Origin of the sequence: Nocardia sp. SSK8, from assembly GCF_037034205.1 — a bacterium.
Classification (GTDB): Bacteria; Actinomycetota; Actinomycetes; order Mycobacteriales; family Mycobacteriaceae; genus Nocardia.
This window is the reverse complement of record NZ_JBAGKD010000055.1, coordinates 1-203: the sequence shown is the minus strand read 5'-3', so window position 1 is coordinate 203 and position 203 is coordinate 1. Positions and strand designations below refer to the sequence as shown.

1 pseudogene is annotated in these 203 nt (G+C 63.5%); it reads right to left on the bottom strand.

Features of this window, described 5'->3' with window-relative positions:
* A pseudogene (locus WA675_RS27345) lies at positions 1-203 on the bottom strand (serine hydroxymethyltransferase); the annotation flags it as partial.

Here is a 203-nt window from a genome sequence, read left to right as displayed (position 1 = left end):
ACGGCCCACCCTGCTGACCCGGGAACACCGCCGAATTCAGCTTCTTCGCGAACTCCTGCTTGGCCAGAATCAAACCCGAACGGGGACCACCGAGAGTCTTGTGCACGGTCGAGGACACCACATCGGCAAACGGCACCGGCGACGGGTGCAGACCGGCGGCGACCAGACCCGCGAAATGCGCCATATCCACCCACAGATAAGCG